The organism is Halobacillus sp. SY10 (assembly GCF_045401165.1).
Lineage (GTDB): Bacteria > Bacillota > Bacilli > Bacillales > Halobacillaceae > Halobacillus > Halobacillus aidingensis.
In genome coordinates, this window is sequence record NZ_CP174345.1 from 3,212,713 (window position 1) to 3,234,452 (window position 21,740).

Below are 21,740 nucleotides of genomic sequence, written 5' to 3' on the forward strand. Positions count from 1 at the left end.
AGACCTCCCTGAGTTTAACATCCTAGAAAAGATGTTTTTTAATTTTTATTTTTCTGATTATTCTGCTTTAAATTATAACTAGCAATGCGCAGCTTGTCAAAATAATTTTTAAATTTTCAGAAATTGGAAGGGGGAGTTAAAAGCCTTGAGTAAAATGTACTACCATAATATGGATTAATATGTTTTTATCATACACGATTTATACTATATGGCAGAATTTTGTAAGTCACGAAACAGAGTCTTCAACAATCAGCCTATATAAAGAATTTTTGAATGGGGAGATGATGACAAAAAAAGAGAGTATGGACGTTGCACGTTCCATACTCTCCCAAAAAGTATTCCTTTTTATTTTACTCCGTTGGCTACCTATGATTAAACTTGTGAATAATGAACGCTACAAATGTGGCAATAATCAACGTCATCAACAATGGCAGCCACACTCCACCAGACAAGCCTAAGATAACATAACCGATGGAAGCAGCTCCTGCAGCGATAAGGGCATAAGGGAGCTGTGTGAGTACGTGATCAATGTGGTTCGATCCTGCCCCTGTCGAGGAAAGAATTGTCGTATCGGATATCGGTGAACAGTGGTCCCCAAACACAGATCCAGCGAGTACTGCTGACAGTGCCGGCAAAATCAGTGTAGGGTCGGACACTGCCGCGATTTCTCCTGCAATCGGAAGCATAATTCCGAATGTTCCCCAAGATGTACCTGTTGATAATGCCATGAAGCCAGACAATAAGAAAATAATCAAAGGCAGATAGGCAAGGTTGATATCTGCTTGAGTAAATTGCTGGGCTAAATATTCACCAGTTTGAAGCTGGCCGATGATATCACCGATCATCCAGGCAAAAACCAAGATGTAAATCGCTGGTAACATGGCTTTCATCCCTTGACCAAAGACGAGAGAAATTCCTGATTTAGGTTTTGGTTGACTGATATACAGCACAAGCGCAACAACAACAGAAACGACTCCACCTGTGAACAATGAGATATTCACATTTGTGTTTGCAAAGATGGAGAGAAGATCGACACTGCCTTCTGTGTTGCGCATTCCTGTGATGACCATTGTTAACACAGTTCCGACAACAAGAGCAAAGATAGGCCAAATCAGATGAGAGATCTTCCCATGGTTATGCTCCTTGAATTCATCATTCAAATCACCAGGAACGTCCCCTTTTTCAGGGTTATTCAATTCTCCTGTTTCAATGGCTCGTTTCTCATGAACTTTCATCGGACCAAGATCCAATCTTAAGTAAATCGTCAAGAATACGAGCAATAACGCCGCAAACACATAGAGATTTGCTGGAATCATTAACACGAATGCTTCAAAAGCTTGATACTGTGTGATTTCATTCGCAGCCAGGATACTTCCGATCGTTCCAATAATATAAGCTCCCCAGCTGGAAATAGGTGAAATAACAGTAATCGGAGCCGATGTGGAATCGATATAATACGCCAATTTTGCCCGGGATACTTTATATCGATCGGTTACAGGGCGCGCTACTTGTCCTACGGCCAGTGCATTGAAGTAATCATCAATAAAGATGATGATTCCCAGAAGCGCCGGAACAAGTGTTGCCCCTTTTCTCGTACGAATACGTTCGACAGCCCAACGACCAAACGCACGACTTCCTCCTGATGCTGTCATGAAGGCAGTGGTAATTCCTAATAAGAATAGAAATGATAACAAATAAATGTTGCCCATATTCAGTGCGCCTTCACTGACGAAGATGTTTGCGAAAATCGACCAGATTAACGCTAGTCCTCCGCCAATATCCATTTGTGTGAGCAGGAATGCTCCTACGATGATCCCAATCCCTAAGGATAGGATGACTTTCCTTGTCAGCAGAACAAGGATTAACATTAATACTGCTGGAATTAAAGAATAGATGGTTCCTTCCATGATGTTTCCCCTCCGTAAATCTTGATGTAACGGGATTGGAAGGCTACTGCGGATAAAAATGAGGAATAAAAAAAGACAATGATAGAAAATAACCTACCATCGCCTTTGTAAGTGGCAATTTGATTATCCTCCATTTCGATCAGTAGCGCCCCATGCACCCAAAAGCATGCATGACAGTGTATCTCTTGTTCAGATATACACCAGCGTCTTATAGTTTGACGGACTACAAAACACTTCGGCAAACATCCCCTTCCATCAATCATCGTCGCTTGTCTCGCTCCAATTGATTACTGATGGTGTTTGCACCTCTACCTCACCGATCTGATAAGGTCACGCATATTCAATTCTCAGTAATTTTAACAATTCCAAGCATTTATTGCAAGGGTTCCATTGGATAGGAAAATGATGGATCTCCTTCCCCTCCCATACCACCATAAAAATTAGGAACTTTACCTAGGATGGTAGCTTGATCAATAGGAATATTATTCGTTACGACAGTTGTTTCTGTAGAAAATGGAATAACAATCCGGACATTCACTTCAAAATGAATCGTCAATTCAAATAAAGCAGCGTTAATCCCATATTCCGTCATCTTGATATCGACTTCTGATTGAACGTCTCCAATCACTCTAAGTTGAACAGGAACTTTTGGCCCAAGGTTTGCTAGTAAACTGTTGTTTGTTGCTACCCCAATAGGAAGTTCGATAAGTGTTGCTGGTTGTTCTCCTAATTCCTCCTGTGTGCGATCGGGATCAATATTCGGCTCCAAAGAAGTATCCTCCATCGGAAGCTCACCAAGCTCCATCCTTTTTAAAAAGTTCTGAACACGTATGGTCGTATCACGAAGTGCGCGGTTAACAACTACAGAGTTCCATCCCATATAAACAATGTTTCCTTGGTTATCTTTTTCCATATTCACAAGGTCATTAAATTGTAGATCTTCTGCGATCGTTTTACTGACTGCTTCATTAATGGCATCCCTAGCCAGCTGTTGAGCTTTTGTTTCAGCAATTTCAACGAGCGCCGGAGTCACACCTCGGTTAATGAACCAAAGGCTTAACGCTGTGAAAAGGGCGAAAAACAGCAGACTAAGCACAATCCTTTTTCCGATCGTGGAACCAGTAGTCGCACTCTTCTTTGGCATAGAACAACCCTCCTCATCTATCTATATGAAAGAAAAGAAGGGTTTAAGCATCAACTTACCGATGTCATATGACAATTCTTGATCAGGATATTCAATTCTTTGGACAAGTCGGTGTTTCTTCCTCTTGTACCATCTCTTTTTATTTCCCTTACTATGGGACGATCGCTTTTAATATCAAAGCTTTTTAACCGTTCAATGATCCGCGGTGTAAAAGCTACACCTTGTTGGAAGAACGCTTGACCGCTTTCATTGTATATGGTTTTAGCTAATACAGCTCCGGGTACTAGAGAATTTGTTGCAAAGACTCTTCATAATAAATTCCTTACAATCCGTTATGTAAGAGAGCTACCTACAAAGGTAGCTCCCAGTGTTATGACTTAAGTGCTTCAGATAAAAGGTCTCGCAATAGTTCCGGCATAAAATATTTCTTTGTTTTCGAATAGGCGATTTCAGGAAAGAATCGGCCAAACGTAAATGTGTCCGCTGTAGCAAACCGATACGTACGATCATAATCAATCGGTTCACCAGCAAAAGTGACACGCTTTACATGTTCTTCTCCATCATCATCCATTTCTATGTCAATACCTGCAAAAACCATCTTCCCAATCACTTCACCTCTAAAGCCAAAACCTTTCAGCCTTATTTCCGTAAGTTCTTTCGTATGAGCAGCTCGTATCACTTCCATCAGCTCATCCCCTCTTAATTCCACAAGACAGGGGTTCATCGGGTGTGGACAAATGCGATGAATATCTTCATAAGTAATTTCTCCAGCGGATAAATGGTCGAGGAGCACACCTGCATTTAACATCGCTATATCCGCCGATGTCCATAAGCGTAATTGTTCAGTCAAGCGGTTCATAAGCGGGGTGTCATGAAACCATGCAATGTGCAGAGGTTCCCGGAGATAAGCTACGGGAGTGCCTAGTTCATGAACAGCTTTAGAACGAATATCTTTGACTTTTTTTGTGACTCCATCATCTTTTTTCAGTTGTTCCGTTGGTATGGCATAGGCCTCTTTCTTCTCTAGATGGCGCGTATCGATGTTCCATTCCACAGCAACTTCACCGAGATGCGTCCCGTGTTTACCTGCTGCTGTCAACAAGGCACCATCAATATATTCACCATTCTTAAAAAGGTGGTGCGTGTGGCCCCCTATAATAATATCAATGTCTGAATAACGCCTCGCGATTTCTTCGTCTTCATTAATACCAAGGTGTGATAGTAAGATAATGATATCTGTTTGATTTCTCAACTCTTCAATTATCCCATCTAATATATCGAATGGCGAAAGCACATCCCACCCTAATTGCTGGTAAAACGCTTGAAATGGTGCAGTCAAACCTAATACGCCGATTTTCGTCCCATATTTGGACTCAAGAATGTGGTATGGCTTTAACCATGCAGGTGAAGAGGAGCTCTTACAATCCAAATTGGCACAAACGACACGAAAAGTTGCATGATCGTATAAGGAGTGAAGATCTTCACTCGCTAAAGTAATGCCTTCATTGTTGCCGATCGTTGCTACATCATATCCAGCTTCATTTAATAACTCAACATTGCCCTTCCCCATCAAGCCCTCAGCGATCGGATGAAAACGATCGACATGGTCTCCATTATCAAAAAGCCAGTACTCTTCCCCTTTTTTCTCGTGTTTCTTTTTCTTTTCGTTAAAATACCCGACGATTTGTGGCCAATTTTCAAAGTGACTGTGCAGATCGCTTGTATAATAAAAGTATAATTTTTCCTTCATCATCAGTCTCCTCACCCTAAACCTTGCCAAATTAAACGTATGCCAATCAATACGAGCAGTACCCTCAGAAATCTCTCCACGACTTGCCCATCAAGGCGTCGATTGACCCATGCTCCAAGTGTTCCTCCTAAGTAGGCTCCTGGAATAAACCAGAGCGTATGACTCCAATCCACATGCCCTAAAAGAACATGGGTCGCAGAGCTTGTTATGCTTGCAAAAAAAATCATGAACATAGAAGTCGCTGTCGCAATATGAGGGGGGAGGTTCAATAGTAAAATCATAGCCGGGACCATTAAAGATCCTCCACCTATGCCTAATAAACCAGATAACATTCCTACGCAAAACGATAAGATAAACCCAACCCAAAAAGGCATCCGGTACTTATACACTTTCCCGTCCACTGTTTTCTCTCTAGACATACCTGTTTTAAATAAGGAATGACCTGATGGTCTCCGCGGAATGAAAAACAGTAAAGAAACCCCAATCATAACAATTCCAAAGAAAAGAGAGAAACCATCCGTTTCAAAAAATTGATTCAGCCAAGAGCCTAAAATGCCTCCCGGAATGCTGCCACTCAAAAAAACTAGTCCAATTCCTGTATCCACACGGTTGTGCTTCATGTACGAGATGGCTGAAGACATCCCTGTAAAAATCATTACAACTAAAGAAATCCCCACGATTGCCTGGGGGTTTACCCAATCGAAGGAAGCAAAATGATCACCTAAAAACAGGAGAACAGGAACTAAAATAACGCCTCCTCCAAGGCCTGCCACACTACCGACTAGGGCTGTGATTAAACCGATCAAAAACATAACCAAAAACATATCGAATCTTCCTTAACTCTTAATAGATAATATTATAGTATCATGTTTTGTATTCATAAAACATCTTGCCTCATATGGTGTGTAATAAACAAGCCCATTAAAAAATAGGCTCTGATGAATCCTATTGTTAATATAATATAAGCTTCCGATTGTGAAAAACTCAGTTTCGAGATAATCCCGGGTTCGTTTGCCACATTTGGAGTCAGGGGTGGTTGGGAAACTACTCGCTTTCCTGTGGGGGAGCGAGTAGTTTCCTCAGGCGGTCTGAGCACTAAGGGATCTCGCCTATCTCCTTCACCTACGAGAGTCCCGCAGCTTCCCAACCACCCCATTCCATGCAGGAAAGAAACAAACTCCTATTCCGAGATGAGACGTCTCCCACCCCCACTCAGAAGCAGGTATAAAGCGCTCTATATCAAGCTTTCACGCTCGGGATAACCACTGGGGAGAGTTTTATATTATCCACTTCGCTTGAGCACACAAGCAAAGTTTCCGAGAAGTGGTTTCGAGTCAATCACATGGTAAAGGGGCGGAGGGGCATGGGGAGACTCCTGCGGGAAGAGAGTGCTTGGTGAGACCCCGCAAGGCGTCAGCCTGAGGAGGCTCACCGCGCTCCCGCGGAAAGCAAGTCATTCCCCGCAGCCCCCATCCACTCAATAAACATCTCGAAACTGAGCTGAAAAAATCCTGCCATATACTTTAATAACTACTAACCAGCATCAAATTACCAGTACACGATGAAAAAGCCGTGCAGATGATATCTGCACGGCTTTATTCCTTTTATTAACCGATGGAACCTTCCATTTCGAATTTGATTAGACGGTTCATTTCCACGGCATACTCCATTGGGAGCTCTTTTGTGAACGGCTCAATGAAGCCCATGACGATCATTTCTGTAGCTTCTTCTTCAGAAATACCGCGGCTCATCAAGTAGAACAACTGCTCTTCTGACACTTTAGAAACTTTCGCTTCGTGTTCAAGAGAGATGTTCTCGTTCATGATTTCATTGTAAGGAATGGTATCGGAAGTGGACTCATTATCCATGATGAGCGTATCACACTCAACGTTGGAACGAGCACCTTCAGCTTTACGACCGAATTGAACAATTCCGCGATACGTTACTTTACCACCATGTTTAGAGATGGATTTAGAAACGATCGTAGAAGAAGTGTTCGGTGCCAAGTGGTGCATTTTAGCACCGGCATCCTGGTGCTGACCTTTCCCAGCTAGAGCGATGGAAAGCGTCATGCCACGCGCTCCTTCACCTTTAAGAAGCACAGCAGGATACTTCATCGTCAATTTGGAACCAAGGTTTCCATCGACCCATTCCATCGTAGCGTTTGACTCTGCAACCGCACGCTTCGTTACAAGATTGTAAACGTTGTTCGCCCAGTTTTGAATCGTTGTATAACGGCAATAAGCGTTATCTTTAACGAAGATTTCAACAACAGCACTATGCAGAGAGCTTGAAGAATACGTTGGTGCTGTACAGCCTTCCACATAGTGAACAGAAGAGCCTTCGTCAGCAATGATCAACGTACGCTCAAATTGACCCATGTTCTCAGAGTTGATACGGAAGTACGCTTGCAAAGGCGTTTCTACTTTCGTATCTTTCGGTACATAAATGAAGGAACCTCCGGACCAAACCGCAGAGTTCAACGCTGAGAATTTGTTATCAGACGGCGGAATGACTTTACCGAAGTACTCTTTGAAAAGATCTTCGTTCTCTTTAAGTGCAGAGTCCGTGTCCTTGAAAATAACACCTAATTCTTCAAGGTCTTTTTCCATGTTGTGATAAACGACCTCGGATTCATACTGAGCGGATACACCTGCAAGATATTTCTGCTCGGCTTCTGGAATTCCCAGACGGTCGAATGTGTTTTTAATTTCTTCAGGGACTTCATCCCATGAGCGCTCTGAACGTTCAGATGGCTTCACATAATAAGTGATATCATCAAAATTAAGCTCAGATAGATCGCCGCCCCACTGAGGCATCGGCATTTTATAGAATTGCTCCAAAGACTTCAAACGGAAGTCCAGCATCCATTTTGGTTCTTCTTTATAGTTGGAGATTTGTTCAACGACTTCTTTCGTCAAACCTTTTTGCGTACGGAAAATCGAAACATCTTTTTCGTGGAAACCGTATTGATACTCTCCCACTTCTGGCGCTTTTTTGGCCATGTTATATACCTCCTTTTGGTATAGAAAAGCTTAGTCTTCCTTCTCTACATCTACACCCTTTTCCATTGCTTTCCAAGCTAGGGTCGCACATTTAATACGGGCAGGGAACTTGGAAACTCCCTGTAGGGCTTCGATATCTCCAAGGTCTACATCGCCTTCGTCAATATCTTTCCCCTGCATCAGGTCAGAAAAGAGTTCAGACATTTTCAGTGCTTCGTCAACTGGCTTTCCTTTGATTGCCTGTGTCATCATGGAGGCTGAGGATAGGCTGATGGAACAGCCCTCACCATCGAACTTAGCATCCTTCACAATACCATCGTCGACCAGCAATTGCAGCTGAATACGATCCCCACATGTAGGGTTGTTCATATCTACAGTCATAGGGTTGCCTTCGATGGAACCACGGTTGCGCGGATTTTTATAATGATCCATGATGACTTGACGATAAAGTGTATCCAGGTCATTAAAAGACATCGCCAAAATACTCCTTTGTTGTTTTTAATCCTGCAACAAGTCGATCTATATCCTTTTCATTATTATACAAGTAAAAACTTGCTCTTGCCGTCGCTGAAACTTCCAACCAACGCATCAATGGCTGAGCACAGTGGTGCCCTGCACGTACAGCAATTCCTTCAGCGTCTAATACCGTAGCAAGATCGTGAGGGTGCACATCTGAAAGATTGAAAGTGACAAGACCTGCTCGATGCTCTGGACCATAAATGGTCATGCCATCGACTTTATTCATTTCTTGCATGGCATAAGAAGCCAGTTTCTCTTCATGCTCTTTGATTTCATCCAAACCGATGTCCGTAAGAAAATCAATGGCTGCACCCAGACCGACAGCTCCGGCAATAATGGGTGTTCCGCCTTCAAACTTCCAGGGCAGTTCTTTCCATGTCGAATCATAAAGGTTAACGAAGTCGATCATTTCTCCACCAAACTCGACAGGCTCCATTTTTTCAAGAAGCGCCTTTTTGCCATATAGAACTCCGATTCCAGTTGGGCCGCACATCTTATGACCTGAAAACGCATAAAAATCAGCGTCCAAGTCTTGAACATCGATCTTCATGTGAGGAGCACTTTGGGCACCATCAACAAGCATGACTGCTCCTTGGTTATGAGCAATTTGTGCAATCTCTTTCACCGGATTGATCGTTCCTAGAACATTCGACACATGCATGACGGCAACAATTTTCGTTTTAGATGTTACTGTCTTTTGCACATCTTCCAAAAGAATCGTGCCATCAGATTGCAATGGAATATACTTCAAAGTAGCTCCTGTTTCCTTAACAATCTGCTGCCAAGGGATAATGTTGCTGTGGTGTTCCATTGGAGTGATGACAACCTCATCACCTTCACGCAAGTTCGCCCGACCGTAGCTTGCTGCAACGGTATTGATGGCTGTTGTTGTCCCACGCGTAAAGATGACTTCTTGGGTGCTGGACGCATTAATGAAGCGTCTCACTTTCTCACGGGCACCTTCATACTCGTCTGTCGCTCTTGTGCCAAGCGTGTGTACACCTCTATGGACATTAGAGTTGTATCCGCGATAGTACTCATCAAGCTTTTCAATCACCTTGATCGGCTTCTGAGAAGTCGCTGATGAATCCAAATACACGAGCGGATGTCCATTTACTTCCTGGTGTAGAATAGGAAATTCGTCGCGTACCGCTTTTACATCCATTAATATACTTTCCTTTCAATCACTTGTTGTAATTGGCGTTTTACAGCTTCAACAGGCAATTGGTTTACTACTGGAGCAAGGAATCCATGAATGATTAAACGCTCAGCTTCGAACTTGGAAATTCCACGGCTCATCAAGTAATACAGTTGAATCGGGTCCACACGACCAACCGATGCAGCGTGTCCCGCTGTTACGTCATCTTCATCAATGAGAAGAATCGGGTTCGCGTCCCCGCGTGCGTCGCTGCTAAGCATAAGAACACGTGACTCCTGCTCGGCATTAGACTTGCTTGCCCCATGTTCAATCTTACCGATTCCATTGAAAATAGCAGAAGCCTTATCCTTCATCACTCCGTGTTGAAGAATATAACCGTCAGAGCCTTTTCCGAAGTGCGTAATGTTTGCTGTGAAGTTTTGCTTCTGTTTTCCACGTCCAATAGCAACGGTTTTCGCATTAGAGTGTGAATTATCACCAATCAAGTGCGTGATGTTTTCAGAAACGGTGTCGCCTTCGTTCATTTGACCAAGAGCCCATTCAATGACTGAATCACGATAAGCGACTCCACGACGATTGGCATATACAGTTGTACCCGCTTCAAAATTGTCGACCGCGCCGAAGGATACTTTCGCTCCATCTTTAGCGATGACTTCTGTCACAATGTTCGCGGAAGTTTTTTCTTCTTTATTGTGAGAAATATAGTTCTCTACATACGTCACAGAACTATTCTCTTCTGCTACGACTAAAATGTGGTTAATCAAGGAAGCTTTTGGATCTTCCTGCCAGAAAATCGCCTGAATAGGATCCTCTATTTGCACATTTTTTGGAACGTAAAGGAAAACCCCTCCGTTCATAAGAGCTGCATGAAGAGCTGTCAAACGATGCTCGTCCATGTGAACGGCATCGTTCATGTAATACTTCTCCACCAATTCACTGTGCTCTCTAAGTGCCGTTCCGATATCTGTGAAGATGACCCCTTGATCTTTCAATTTTTGATCAATGGTTCCGTAAGCCACTGTATGGTTACGCTGAATGACCAGGTTTTGCTGTTCTTTTTCTTCATCTAAGAAATCTTTGATTTCAACTGGAAGTTCATCAAGAGATTCAATACGATCACCTGTTACGTGATGGTCGAACTCTGTGAAGTTCCATTTGGAGATATTCGTTTTATCTGGTTTCGGAAGCGGTAAAGATTCCGATTTCTCCAGGGCGCTAAGACGAAGGTTCTTCATCCATTCAGGCTCATTCTGCCCTTGGGAGAATTGTGAGATGTACTCTTTGTCATATGGTAGTGAGACTTCTACTGTCATGATTACCCTCCTATCTTAATTACGCGTTAACGGTTTCGTCTTCGATGCCAAGTTCCTGTTTAATCCAGTCATAACCTTCCGCTTCCAGACGCTGGGAAAGTTCTGGTCCACCAGATTTGACAACACGTCCTTGCATCATAACGTGTACTTTATCAGGAGTAATGTAGTTCAATAGACGCTGGTAGTGAGTGATGATCAAGCAACCGAAAGCATCGTTGCGCATTTCGTTAATTCCTTTTGCAACGACTTTCAATGCATCGATATCAAGCCCTGAATCAATTTCATCTAGAATGGCAATCGCTGGTTGAATCATCATTAATTGAAGGATTTCATTACGTTTTTTCTCACCGCCGGAGAAACCTTCGTTAAGATAACGCTGCGCCATGTTTTTATCCATATCAAGCGTGTCCATCTTAGCATCCATCTCTTTGATGAACTTCATAAGAGAGATTTCATCGCCTTCTTCACGGTGAGCATTAATAGAAGAACGCAGGAAGTCAGAGTTTGTTACACCACTGATTTCACTAGGATATTGCATAGCAAGGAATAGACCTGCTTGAGCTCGCTCGTCCACTTCCATTTCAAGAACGTTTTCGCCATCAAGCAATACTTCACCTTTTGTTACTTCATATTTAGGGTGACCCATAATTGCGGAAGCCAGTGTAGATTTACCAGTTCCGTTCGGTCCCATAACAGCGTGGAATTCCCCACCGTTGATTGTTAAATTTACACCTTTAAGGATTTCCTGACCTTCGATTTCTACATGAAGATCTTTGATTTCTAACGTTGATCCTGCCATAAATGAATACCTCCAGTATCTATTATTAAAGAATGTCCATGTTGATCGGAAACAAAGAACTATTCTCAATTTATTCTCATTACAATCTTATATCATTTAGTGCTTGTTATCAACTTTTTCCCATTAGCTAAAGCCAAGAGTCCGGATATGTAACGAACAATTTCCTACATTTTTCATGTGTATTATAACATGAAAAAATCAGGTGGCTAAACACACCTGATTTTTTTCATTTAATCGAATGATTTATCTATGCAATTTACGGTCGACCTGGGCAATCATTTTCTGACTCTCTTCGAATTCTCGTTGGCGTTTTTCTTCTACTTTCAAGCGTGTATCCAACTTCCTGCTGTACTCCGCATAACTCATGTTATGAGATTGGTGCATGGCTTTCTCCATATCAGCAGTGTAATTCAAATTCAGATCGTCACTAATAACGAATCAACCCTTTCAGATTATTTACACAATTTAAGGTACCACAAATGCTGTACCCAAATAAAACTCCTTAAAACTTTAAATTCATGCAAAAGTGATCCTCACTATTGATGTAAGCGTTTACTGCAAGTGAGTATATAGAATACATCCGATTTCCTTGAATTTTCTAATAATTGAATCAATTGACCGTTGTCGTCAAGTCCATGTACGCATCCTGCACAAGCGTTACGGCCTGACTTAAAGCCGCTCCACCTCCAAATGCCGCAGCAACACCACATGCTTCTAATATTTCCTTTTCCGTTGCGCCCTGGTCGACGCAGCCTTTCGTGTGGTAGATCATACAGTACTCGTCCTGTGCAACAATACTGATTCCTAATGCCATCAATTGCTTCTCTTTTTTAGATAATTCTCCGGCTTTAAAACATTCTTGTGTAAATTCATCAAACTTATGAGAAACTTCCGGCATGTGCTCTCTGAAGGCTCCCATTCCTTCTTTATAATCATGTAAGTACGTTTGCGTCCACGTCATATTTTGCTCCTGCATAAGAAAACCTCCCAATAAAAATAAGTGACTGCGGTTAGTATAAACCGCAGTCACTTATTTTATCCGTCATTCAGCATCGCTTGAGACCGGTACAACAGCACCGTCATATTCTTCTTTGATGAAGTTTACGATCTCTTCAGAACGAAGAACTTCTACAAGCGTATTTAACGCTTCATTGTCTTTATCTTCACTATTAGCAGCAACGACGTTCACATAAGGAGAGTCAGACTCCTCGAGAATAATTGAATCTTCGCTGGGAGACAGGCCAGCCTCAATAGCATAGTTTGTATTAATCGCTACAAGCACGTTTTCTTCACGTTGGTAAACTTGTGGAAGGTTAGCTGCATCTACTCCCGTATCAAATTCGATGTTTTTAGGATTTTCTACAATATCCTGTACAGTAGCATCCACTTTATCCACACTTTCATCCAATTTGATTAGTCCCTCTTTCTCTAAGAGCGAAAGGACTCGACCATGAGTGGATACAGAACGACTCATGACTAGCTGCGTACCTTCTTCAACTTCTTCCAGGTTTTCATATTTTTGAGAATAAACTCCGATAGGCTCAATATGGATCCCACCAAGATTTGCAAAGTCATACCCTTTCTCTTCCTCTTGGGTCTCCATATAAGGGATCGTTTGGAAGTAGTTAGCGTCAATACGACCTTCATCTAAATCTTGGTTCGGTAAAATGTAATCCTGATATTCTTCAATCTTTAATGTGATTCCTTCTTCTTCAAGCATAGGTTTTGCTTTCTCGAGAACTTCAGCATGTGGAACACTGGTAGCTCCTACCTTAATCTCCTTTGTTCCACCTTCTTCACCTTCAGATCCTGATGCATTTTCTTCCTCATTCGATGACCCGCAAGCTGCGAGAACAAGGATAAGCAATACAGCGATTAAACTCGTCCATAGTTTTTTCATTATTCATTCTCTCCCTTTTATTTATTTTATCTTTTATCCAATTTTCGTGAGATGGCATCTCCGATGAATTGGAAAATAAACACAATTAAAATGATTAAAATAGTACAAATGAATACAACATCAAAGTTACTTCTTTGGAACCCATAAAAATAAGCGAAATCGCCAAGACCGCCAGATCCGATTGCACCGGCTACGGCGGTGTATCCAATCAATGCGATAGCTGTTACGGTTATCCCAGATATGAGAGCTGGCATCGATTCCGGAAGCAATACTTTAAAAATGATGGTCGAGTATTTAGCTCCCATAGATTTTGCTGCTTCCACGACACCTTTATCGACTTCTTTCAATGCAATTTCCACCAACCGGGCATAGAATGGCGCTCCACCAATAATCAGGGCAGGCAATGCTGCTTGTGGCCCTCGAATGGTGCCCAGCAGAAAATCAGTAAACGGGAACAATAATAAAATGAGAATAATAAACGGAATTGCTCTGAATATGTTAACAATGGAAGCAGTAATCCAATTCAACGTTTTGTTCTCCCAAAGACCCCCAGGTCCGGTCAAATAAAGGAGAAGACCCAAAAGCAAACCTAAAACGAATGTCCCAGCGACAGAAACCAGCGTCATATACAAGGTTTCATTTGTAGCTGTAATCATGTCTTCCATTCTTACGTTCGGGAACCATTCATTAAACATGTGGATTCACCTCCACTTCAACAGATGTTGATTCAATATATTCAATGGCACGCTCGACTTCTTTTTCGTCTCCATCAAATTGAACAAACATTGTTCCATATGCACCCTTTTGTGTTTGGGTAATCTTTCCATGTAGAATGTTGACGTCTAATTCAAACTTCCTTGATAAATCACTGATCAGTGCCTGATTTGTACTTTCTCCGACAAAGTGAAGGCGTATAATTTCTCCAGACCGGTAATTATCTTTGATCAATTGCAAGGAGGTTTCTTTTTCTGGATCTCCCATCACTTGATCCACAAACTTCTTCGTGACTGGTTTTTGAGGATGAAGAAAAACGTCCAACACTTCCCCTTGTTCAACAATTTTACCTTCTTCCATAACCGCCACCTGATGACAGATTTTGCGAATGACGTGCATTTCATGTGTGATCAGAACGATTGTAAGGCCAAGCTTTTCGTTAATATCCACAAGAAGATCAAGAATCGAATCCGTGGTCTCAGGGTCCAACGCGGATGTGGCCTCATCACATAAAAGAACTTTCGGATTGTTTGCAAGCGCTCTGGCTATTCCCACTCTTTGCTTTTGTCCACCGCTCAATTGGGATGGATAAGAACCTCCCCGGCCTTTCAACCCGACCAATTCAATTAATTCATCGACACGTTTTTGCCTTTCTGCTTTAGGGATCCCGGCAATTTCCAGTGGAAAAGCGATATTATCATGAACGGTACGTGACCAAAGTAAATTGAAATGCTGGAAAATCATTCCTATTTCTTGTCTGGCCAACCTTAATTTTCCTTTGCTTAATGAAGTAAGTTCCTGCTCATCGACAAGAATGCTTCCTTCTGTGGGATCTTCCAAACGGTTCAGTAAGCGAATAAATGTACTTTTACCGGCCCCACTATATCCGATCACTCCATAAATTTCCCCTTTGTTAATATTAAGACTTAAATCATCCACTGCTCGTACATCCTGATCTTTCGTGTGGAATATCTTTGATAGTCCTTTAATTGTAATCATGCTGCTTTCCCTCCACTTCAAAAAAAGCCACTCTGTAATGAGAACAGAGTGGCTTTTTTAATCATACCTAAAAATCTGTTCTCTCATCTGTCAAAGCTTAATACTTTGCAGGAATTGGCACCTGAGCAAAACAGTGTTGCCGGTTGCCGGGCATCATCGGGCCAGTCCCTCCGCCACTCTGGATAAGAGATTTTAATTTATTAAATTACTATCGCTTTAATTCGTTTAAGTAGTACAATAATGGATTGTAGCACCGTAAGAATTTTGTGTCAACTCATAAACAGATTGTTCAGAAAAATAAAGTCGATCAAAACTAAAGAAATGATTACATCTTCCATACAAAAACATCGAATATTCACTCGATTGACACAATAAAAAAATCCCTTCTTTAATAGAAGAGATTCATCGCTTTTACATTTCTCATCTATCAAAGTCAAAGACTTCGCAGGATTTAGCACCGTGCAGTTTACCTGCCGGTTGCCGGGCATCGTCGGGCCAGTCCCTCCGCCACTCTGGATAAGTGAAGATGTCGATATGAAATTAATAATTATGTTAGCATGGGAAATATATAAGCGTCAATCCATAACCTTCGCCTGATAAAAAGGAGAATGACATTGAGTAAACAAGCCCCTTTATTTGAACTACCTTACATCCACAACCACTCTTCCATTTATAAACTTGAAGAGGACTTAGGGAAAGTTATTGTCTTGACCTTCTGGGCTTCCTGGTGTCCAGATTGTGGGAAAGACTTACCTATGAAAGAACAACTTTTCAAAACGATGGACCATGACAAAGTAAAAATGATGACGATCAATGTAACTGGAAGGGAACGGAAAATTGAGGAAGGCATCGAATTCAAGGAAAAGTTTTTAACACAACCAACTCTTTCTGACGAAGGACGATACGTCTATGACTTGTACAATTGTGATGGCGTTCCTTCCACCATCATCATTAATCAACAAGGAGAGATCCATGCGAATTTTGGCGATCAGTCCTCCTTTTTAGATATTGTAAGCAAATTAGGAGAAATCGTATGATATTCATAACAAAAAGACAGCAAAGACTCCGGAAAGTCTTTGCTGTCTTTTTCATTATCGAACTCTTCCACATTACATATAAGTTTTTTAGAGAATTTTTAAATTCTACAGTAGTGGTCATTTCCTGGGAAATACATACACTATTCAACAAAACCCACCACTTTCTCATACATATAGGAGACAGAATGAAAAGCATAAATCTTTTCCTCTACCTCCCCGCCCCTCGTAACCAGCAGACATGGAACACTTTTAATCTTAAAATGCTGCATCCATTTAGGGTGCAGAGAAGCATTCATTTCCTTAAAAACTTCTCGATCAAATACAGACTCCAGTGTTGTGAGCATTTGACGCGCTAGGTGACAAGTTGCACAAAAAGGGCTATGAACGAAGGTGAGGGTCGTTTGTGGAGATTCGAAGAACTTCTTTACTTCTGTTGTTTTTATTTCCTCCACAGCCATCCTCCTATATTAAATAGATCGACTTTACATTGAAATGTCTACTGAGTAAGGCTCTTGCCAATTCAGGTTCCGGCGTAGCTGCTACTTCCCTGAAAGCCTTATCTATGTAGATATGCTCAGCGTGAGGAAGCTCTTCCATCAATTGTTTTCTTAATTTGTAGCCAGAGTCATCTTCATCCACTAGAATATACACGGTCCGATCATCTAAGTTATGATCAAAAATCATTTCTTCCATCCGCTCGATTCCTAAAGTACCATGGGTGCAGATGATTTCAATCTCTTCATCAAGAACTTTATTCAACTTCTTCTTATCTGTAATTCCTTCAACAATGACGATTCGTTCTCCATCCATCTTCATCACCTACTATATAGAAACAGACCATGCCAATCAGGCATGGTCTGAACATGATTAAGATCAAACGTGATCATGTCAGACAAGGTTTCTTAAAGCCCTGCCTGTCCAATGCACTATCCTTAGTCTTCATCGATCATTGCTTCATATTCTTCCGGGGTCATCAAGTCGTTGATTTGAGAGTTGTTACTTGGCTCAACAACAACCATCCAAGCTTTATCGTAAGGAGATTCATTGACAAACTCTGGACTGTCTTCCAGGTCTTCGTTTACTTCCACAACTTTACCACTAAGAGGGGCATAAAGTTCAGAGACAGTCTTCACAGATTCTACGCTGCCAAATGGCTCATCCGCTTCTAGTTCATCCCCGACTTCAGGAAGTTCTACGAATACGATATCCCCAAGTTCTGATTGCGCGAATTCAGTAATGCCGACTCTTACTTTTTCCCCTTCTTCTTTCACCCATTCGTGTTCTTCAGAATAACGCAGATCTTTAGGTACGCTCATTTCAATTACCTCCAAATAATAATTATAGTTCAACAACCAATATAAACATAAAAGCTATAGGCTTCTATTCCCAATAATGTGCTCACTGAGACCAAACGTTCTCAAACTCTTCTTGCTTGAACCCTACCGTTGTTTTTTCACCATCGGTAAGGATAGGCCGCTTAATCAGCATGCCATCAGATGCAAGCCACTCAATCATTTCGCCTTCTTCTGCTTCTTTTAGCTTTTCCTTCATGTTGAGTTCTCTATACTTTTTCCCACTAGTGTTAAAGAATTTTTTTGCAGGCTTATCACTAGTAGCTATAAAGCTCTTTAACTGCTCTTTCGAAGGGGGATTATTGACAATATGTACAGATTCGTAGTCAATCCCTTCCTCATCCAACCATTTTTTTGCTTTATTACACGTACCGCAATTCGGGTACCAATAGAAGGTTAAAGACATCTACACACCCTCCTTCATTCTTGTTGTCTAATATTTTATCATAACGAAGGCAAAGATTTCATTTATTTCTATTATTGTCTTCACAATCACCACATAAAGTTCTTCCATAATAGCTTCCTTTAGTTTAAGACTCAGTTTCGAGACTTTTGTTGAGTGGATGGGGGCTGCGGGGAATAGCTCGCTTTCCGCGGGAGCGCGGTGAGCCTCCTCGGACTGCGTCCTGTGGGGTCTCACCAAGCACTTTTTTCCCGCAGGAGTCTCGCCATTCCCCTCCGCCCCTTTGCCATATAAGTATCTCGAAACCACTTCCGGAATAAGCCGCTTTTATGCCCATGGTAATTGGAAGGGAATGAACTCCTAAGGACGCTATTCTGCATACGAAAAGCTTGTTATAGAGCGCTTTATGCTTATAACACCAGGATAGTGGAAGGCACCCTCCCACAGTAAAGGGGTTCGTTTCTCATCTTCATGGAATGGGGTGGTTGGGAAGCTGCGAGACTCCCGTGGGAATGGATTGGCTGGCGAGACCCCACAGAGCGAAGCTCGAGGAGGCTTGCCGCCATCCCCACAGGAAAGCGAGTAGCTTCCCAACTACCCCTGACGCTCAAACTAAGCAACGAACCCCGAAATCATCTCGAAATCAAGTCATCAATAATCCTGCCATATTGTTTAACAAGGAAAGGTCATAACGAAGGCCTGCACCTTCGCGTTTTCGAAAGTGCAGGCCCTGTGTCACATTCATTCTATATTTTTTAGACTGTATATTTTTCGGCTTCGATCAATGCTTTGGCGATCTCGCGCTTCTTAGGAATAACGTTCGTCGGTGTATGGCGTGTCAGTTTCCTTAATGCACCAAGCATCATTCTTAAAGAATCCCCGGATTCCGCAGCAATCAATGTTTCCTTCGCATGTCCTTCGATTCGGTTGAAGGCTTCCTGCACATAAACTTGTGTATAAAGAAGTTTCTGTTTGTTCTTCTCTTCACCCGTTTTGTTGATCGCTTTTTCTGTACGAAGGACGGCAGATTCCATGTTATAAATCTCGCCTACTATGTCCGCGATATTAACAAGTAATTCTTGTTCATTTTCTAGTTTTTCCCCGTATTTCTGCGCGGCGAGGCCAGCGGCAAGGAGACCAATCTTCTTCGCATTCTTCAATAAATATTTCTCTTGTTCCAGTACTTCTACGCCTGGCTCCTCAGGCATCATCATCATGATTTCTTCTTGAAGGGCTTGAGCTTTTTGAAGTAAAGGCAACTCGCCTTTCATTGCTTTTTTCAACAATGTACCAGGAACGATCATACGGTTGATTTCGTTCGTTCCTTCAAAAATTCTGTTGATTCGAGAATCACGGTACATTCTTTCTACTTCGTATTCAGCCATGAAACCATATCCACCGTGTATTTGTACGGCTTCATCAGCAGCAAAGTCAAGGAGTTCTGTACCGAATACTTTGTTTAATGAACACTCAATGGCATATTCTGCAATGACTTTTGCAACGGCTGATCCGTCTTTCAGTTCTTCCTCAGATAATTTACCCATACTTTGTTCGAATAAGCCTACCGTACGATAGACGGAACTCTCATTTGCATACGTGTTGGCGGCTACGGAACCGATCTTTTCCTGAATCAATGGAAAGCTTGCAATTGGAGTCTTGAACTGTTTACGGTCCTTTGCATACTTGACCGAAAGTTCAATCGCTCGCTTAGCTCCACCTACTCCACCAATAGCCAATTTATAACGACCGACGTTTAAAATGTTGAAAGCGATGACGTGCCCACGGCCAATTTCTCCAAGCACATTCTCGACAGGTACTTCAGCATCTTCAAGGATCAATGTACGTGTGGAAGAACTCTTAATTCCCATCTTCTTCTCTTCCGGCCCTGTAGATACGCCAGGATAATCGCGCTCCACAATAAACGCCGTAAACTTATCTCCGTCGATTTTCGCATACACGACGAACACATCGGCGAACGCAGAGTTCGTAATCCACTGTTTCTCACCATTTAGAACATAATGAGTACCTGCATCATTTAACTTGGCCGTTGTTTTCGCTCCCAGAGCATCGGATCCTGAACCAGGCTCTGTTAGAGCATATGCTGCTATTTTCTCTCCTGTAGCAAGCAACGGAAGGTATTTTTGTTTCTGGTCTTCATTACCGAAGAAAACAATCGGCAGGGATCCGATTCCTACGTGAGCACCATGGGTAACGGAAAAGCCTCCAGCACGAGAAAACTTTTCAGTGATCAATGAAGAGCTGATCTTATCTAACTGTAATCCACCGTACTCTTCTGGTACATCAGCACCTAACAATCCCAACTCACCCGCTTGCTTCAATAGGGCAACGGAATGCTCGAATTCGTGGTTTTCAAGATTTTCGATCTTTGGTACAACCTCACCAAGGACAAAATCTTCCGCTGTTTTTGCAATCATTAAATGTTCATCAGTAAAATCTTCCGGTGTAATCACATCTTCTGCAGCCAAATCTTCGACAATGAATCCTCCACCTTTAATCATCTCTTTCAAATCGCTCATCTTTCTGTTCCTCCCCGAGTTAAATTAATTCAAATACTCCAGCGGCTCCCATACCGCCACCAATACACATCGTCACCACACCAAATTGCTCATTCCTGCGTTTCATTTCATGAATCAAGCTCAAGGTAAGCTTTGTACCGGTACATCCTAGCGGGTGGCCCAAGGCAATGGCCCCACCATTCACATTTACTTTCTCTTCATCTAATCCAAGTTCCCGAATGACTCGAAGGGATTGAGAAGCAAATGCTTCATTCAATTCAAAGAGGCCAATGTCGGATAAAGAAAGACCAGCCATTCGCAAAGCTTTTGGTACAGCTTCGATCGGCCCAACTCCCATGATCTCCGGCTCTACTCCGGCCACTGCAAAGGAGCGGAATTTAACTAAAGGAGTAAGACCTTCAGCTTCTGCTTTTTCCCGGTCCATAACCATAACGGCTGCTGCACCGTCGCTCATTTGCGAAGAGTTCCCTGCTGTTACAGAACCTTTTGTGGAGAAGGCTGGCTTCAGCTTACCAAGCACATCAGGCGTAGTACCCGCTCGAACTCCTTCATCCATTGAAAATAGGGTTTTTGTTTCTTTTACTTTGTTGTCCTTTCCAAGCTCACGGTTTGTCACTTCAACTGGAACGATTTCATCCTCAAATTTCCCTTCTTGGATCGCTCTAGCTGCACGTTCGTGACTCTGAACCGCAAATGCATCCTGATCTGCTCTTGAGATTTCAAAACGATTCGCTACTTCTTCAGCGGTATGACCCATGGACATATAGTACTCAGGAGCGTTTTCGACCAACTGAATATTCGGCTTAATTACATGGCCTCCCATAGGAATGAGGCTCATGGACTCCGCTCCACCTGCAATCGCTGTGTCACTGTGACCAAGCATAATTTTTTCTGCGGCATAAGCGATACTTTGCAAACCAGAGGAACAATAACGGTTAACTGTAATTGCTGGCACTTTATGATGAAGTCCGGCAAGGCCGGCAATGTTCCTAGCCATGTTCATTCCTTGTTCTGCTTCAGGCATCGCACACCCGATAATGACATCATCGATGTTGCCCTCATAATTGTTGGCTCTTTTCAAAGTTTCTTTAATTGTCAGAGCGGCCAAATCATCGGGACGCGTATGTGCAAGTGAACCTTTCTTCGCCCGGCCGACTGGTGTACGAGCTCCTGATACGATAACTGCTTCTCTCACGACTCTT

At 42.3% G+C, this 21,740-nt stretch carries 21 protein-coding genes and 3 riboswitches; of the genes, 1 reads left to right on the forward strand and 20 read right to left on the reverse strand.

All coding sequences use genetic code 11. The features are described from left to right. Positions 1-362 precede the first annotated feature (362 nt). The 14 genes from ACJA3J_RS16490 to ACJA3J_RS16555 form a co-directional block, all read right to left on the reverse strand. A complete protein-coding gene (locus ACJA3J_RS16490; RefSeq protein ID WP_406944627.1) occupies positions 363-1,907 on the reverse strand; it encodes a Na+/H+ antiporter NhaC family protein in 1,545 nt (514 codons plus the stop codon). Between the two features lie 135 nt (positions 1,908-2,042). After that, positions 2,043-2,226: riboswitch (Lysine riboswitch) on the reverse strand. 54 nt (positions 2,227-2,280) lie between these two features. Then, positions 2,281-3,051, reverse strand: coding sequence for a sporulation protein YunB (gene yunB / locus ACJA3J_RS16495; protein ID WP_089654157.1), 771 nt, complete (start codon positions 3,049-3,051; stop codon positions 2,281-2,283). 370 nt (positions 3,052-3,421) lie between these two features. Continuing rightward, positions 3,422-4,801 (reverse strand): bifunctional UDP-sugar hydrolase/5'-nucleotidase, encoded by a 1,380-nt coding sequence (locus ACJA3J_RS16500; protein ID WP_167356106.1) that lies wholly within the window; start codon positions 4,799-4,801, stop codon positions 3,422-3,424. Between the two features lie 11 nt (positions 4,802-4,812). Continuing rightward, entirely contained in the window at positions 4,813-5,625 is an 813-nt protein-coding gene (locus tag ACJA3J_RS16505) for a sulfite exporter TauE/SafE family protein (RefSeq protein ID WP_406944628.1), read from the reverse strand. Between the two features lie 783 nt (positions 5,626-6,408). Next, positions 6,409-7,806, reverse strand: coding sequence for a Fe-S cluster assembly protein SufB (gene sufB, locus ACJA3J_RS16510; protein ID WP_089654161.1), 1,398 nt, complete (start codon positions 7,804-7,806; stop codon positions 6,409-6,411). A gap of 30 nt (positions 7,807-7,836) precedes the next feature. Then, complete coding sequence (gene sufU, locus ACJA3J_RS16515; RefSeq protein WP_406944629.1) at positions 7,837-8,280, reverse strand: Fe-S cluster assembly sulfur transfer protein SufU; 444 nt, start codon at positions 8,278-8,280, stop codon at positions 7,837-7,839. Next, complete coding sequence (locus ACJA3J_RS16520; protein ID WP_406944630.1) at positions 8,270-9,490, reverse strand: cysteine desulfurase; 1,221 nt, start codon at positions 9,488-9,490, stop codon at positions 8,270-8,272. Before ACJA3J_RS16520 ends, sufU begins: the two co-directional genes overlap by 11 nt. After that, the gene (sufD, locus tag ACJA3J_RS16525; protein WP_115895328.1) at positions 9,490-10,797 is read right to left on the reverse strand and encodes a Fe-S cluster assembly protein SufD; all 1,308 of its coding nucleotides are present in this window, start codon (positions 10,795-10,797) and stop codon (positions 9,490-9,492) included. Before sufD ends, ACJA3J_RS16520 begins: the two co-directional genes overlap by 1 nt. 19 nt (positions 10,798-10,816) lie before the next feature. Beyond that, on the reverse strand, positions 10,817-11,596 hold the full coding sequence (gene sufC / locus ACJA3J_RS16530; RefSeq protein ID WP_089654165.1) for a Fe-S cluster assembly ATPase SufC: 780 nt from the start codon (positions 11,594-11,596) through the stop codon (positions 10,817-10,819). 243 nt (positions 11,597-11,839) lie between these two features. Next, positions 11,840-11,980 carry a hypothetical protein gene (locus ACJA3J_RS16535; RefSeq protein ID WP_167356104.1) on the reverse strand — a complete coding sequence of 47 codons (141 nt, stop codon included), beginning with the start codon at positions 11,978-11,980 and terminating at the stop codon, positions 11,840-11,842. 226 nt (positions 11,981-12,206) lie between these two features. Next, positions 12,207-12,572 (reverse strand): carboxymuconolactone decarboxylase family protein, encoded by a 366-nt coding sequence (locus tag ACJA3J_RS16540; RefSeq protein ID WP_089654166.1) that lies wholly within the window; start codon positions 12,570-12,572, stop codon positions 12,207-12,209. A 66-nt stretch (positions 12,573-12,638) separates the two neighbouring features. After that, on the reverse strand, positions 12,639-13,496 hold the full coding sequence (locus ACJA3J_RS16545) for a MetQ/NlpA family ABC transporter substrate-binding protein (protein ID WP_089654167.1): 858 nt from the start codon (positions 13,494-13,496) through the stop codon (positions 12,639-12,641). A gap of 26 nt (positions 13,497-13,522) precedes the next feature. Then, the gene (locus ACJA3J_RS16550; RefSeq protein ID WP_089654168.1) at positions 13,523-14,191 is read right to left on the reverse strand and encodes a methionine ABC transporter permease; all 669 of its coding nucleotides are present in this window, start codon (positions 14,189-14,191) and stop codon (positions 13,523-13,525) included. After that, positions 14,184-15,209 carry a methionine ABC transporter ATP-binding protein gene (locus ACJA3J_RS16555; RefSeq protein ID WP_089654169.1) on the reverse strand — a complete coding sequence of 342 codons (1,026 nt, stop codon included), beginning with the start codon at positions 15,207-15,209 and terminating at the stop codon, positions 14,184-14,186. Before ACJA3J_RS16555 ends, ACJA3J_RS16550 begins: the two co-directional genes overlap by 8 nt. An 80-nt stretch (positions 15,210-15,289) precedes the next feature. Then, a riboswitch (SAM riboswitch) is annotated at positions 15,290-15,398 on the reverse strand. Positions 15,399-15,626: 228 nt separating this feature from the next. Further along, positions 15,627-15,732, reverse strand: a riboswitch (SAM riboswitch). A 91-nt stretch (positions 15,733-15,823) separates the two neighbouring features. Here ACJA3J_RS16555 and ACJA3J_RS16560 point away from each other — a divergent pair. After that, complete coding sequence (locus ACJA3J_RS16560) at positions 15,824-16,246, forward strand: TlpA family protein disulfide reductase (protein WP_374189705.1); 423 nt, start codon at positions 15,824-15,826, stop codon at positions 16,244-16,246. 140 nt (positions 16,247-16,386) lie between these two features. On the opposite strand, the gene ACJA3J_RS16565 is transcribed toward ACJA3J_RS16560, so the two are convergent. The 6 genes from ACJA3J_RS16565 to ACJA3J_RS16590 all read right to left on the reverse strand — a co-directional run bounded on the left by ACJA3J_RS16565 (position 16,387) and on the right by ACJA3J_RS16590 (position 21,733). Continuing rightward, entirely contained in the window at positions 16,387-16,704 is a 318-nt protein-coding gene (locus ACJA3J_RS16565; protein ID WP_406944631.1) for a thioredoxin family protein, read from the reverse strand. 4 nt (positions 16,705-16,708) lie between these two features. Beyond that, complete coding sequence (locus ACJA3J_RS16570; protein WP_089654171.1) at positions 16,709-17,056, reverse strand: toprim domain-containing protein; 348 nt, start codon at positions 17,054-17,056, stop codon at positions 16,709-16,711. Between the two features lie 122 nt (positions 17,057-17,178). Next, on the reverse strand, positions 17,179-17,562 hold the full coding sequence (gcvH, locus tag ACJA3J_RS16575; RefSeq protein WP_089654172.1) for a glycine cleavage system protein GcvH: 384 nt from the start codon (positions 17,560-17,562) through the stop codon (positions 17,179-17,181). Positions 17,563-17,644: 82 nt separating this feature from the next. Continuing rightward, complete coding sequence (locus tag ACJA3J_RS16580) at positions 17,645-18,004, reverse strand: arsenate reductase family protein (protein WP_406944632.1); 360 nt, start codon at positions 18,002-18,004, stop codon at positions 17,645-17,647. A 752-nt stretch (positions 18,005-18,756) separates the two neighbouring features. Further along, the gene (locus ACJA3J_RS16585; RefSeq protein ID WP_115894136.1) at positions 18,757-20,538 is read right to left on the reverse strand and encodes an acyl-CoA dehydrogenase family protein; all 1,782 of its coding nucleotides are present in this window, start codon (positions 20,536-20,538) and stop codon (positions 18,757-18,759) included. A 19-nt stretch (positions 20,539-20,557) separates the two neighbouring features. Beyond that, on the reverse strand, positions 20,558-21,733 hold the full coding sequence (locus ACJA3J_RS16590) for an acetyl-CoA C-acetyltransferase (protein WP_089654175.1): 1,176 nt from the start codon (positions 21,731-21,733) through the stop codon (positions 20,558-20,560). Positions 21,734-21,740: the final 7 nt, after the last annotated feature.